At 71.3% G+C, this 585-nt stretch carries 1 protein-coding gene; it reads right to left on the reverse strand.

Features of this window, described 5'->3' with window-relative positions; genetic code table 11:
- On the reverse strand, positions 1 to 567 hold a 567-nt coding region (locus tag ACTQVX_RS08845; RefSeq protein ID WP_441560937.1), incomplete at its 3' end, for a DDE-type integrase/transposase/recombinase.
- Positions 568 to 585 lie beyond the last annotated feature (18 nt).

Raw genomic sequence — 585 nt, forward strand, 5'->3', positions numbered from 1 at the left:
CTCCTTCTCCCGCATGAACAGCGCGTCGGGCGGCAGGCCGGTGGTGCGGTTCGGCTCAGAGTTTGCCTGGGCCTCGACCCGGGCCACCGCCTCGACTAGGCCGCCCCACCCGGTGAACTCGCCGCCGTAGGCGAGCAGGCGGTTCAGGAAGCGGTTGGCCGACTCGTCCTTGCCCTTGGTCTGCGGCGAGCGCGGCGCGCAGAGCCTGAGCTCGAAGCCGGCCTCCCGCGCGAACCGCCACGCCCTCTCCTGCCTGGTCCTCCTGCGGCCAGAGACGGTCACCAGGCACGACATGTTGTCCGTGATGCACTCCTCCGGGACGCCGCCGAGGCGGGTGAAGGTGGCGAGCAGGCAGGACAGCAGGTCGTCGAGCGTGCGGCTCCTGACCGGTATGAAGCGGTGCTTCCGGGAGTAGCCGAGCGTCGCGGTGAACACGCTGAAATCGAAGACCTCGCCCTCCGAGTCGACGAGCCTCATGCCCTCCTTCCAGTCGAACTGCAGCTGCCTGCCCGGGGGCGTCTCGAACCGCGGGTGCGGCTCGCGGCCGCCCGCGCCCCCGAAGGGCACGTCGCGGGCCCGGCACCA

The organism is Collinsella sp. LCP19S3_A6, from assembly GCF_052122015.1.
Taxonomy (GTDB): Bacteria; Actinomycetota; Coriobacteriia; order Coriobacteriales; family Coriobacteriaceae; genus Collinsella.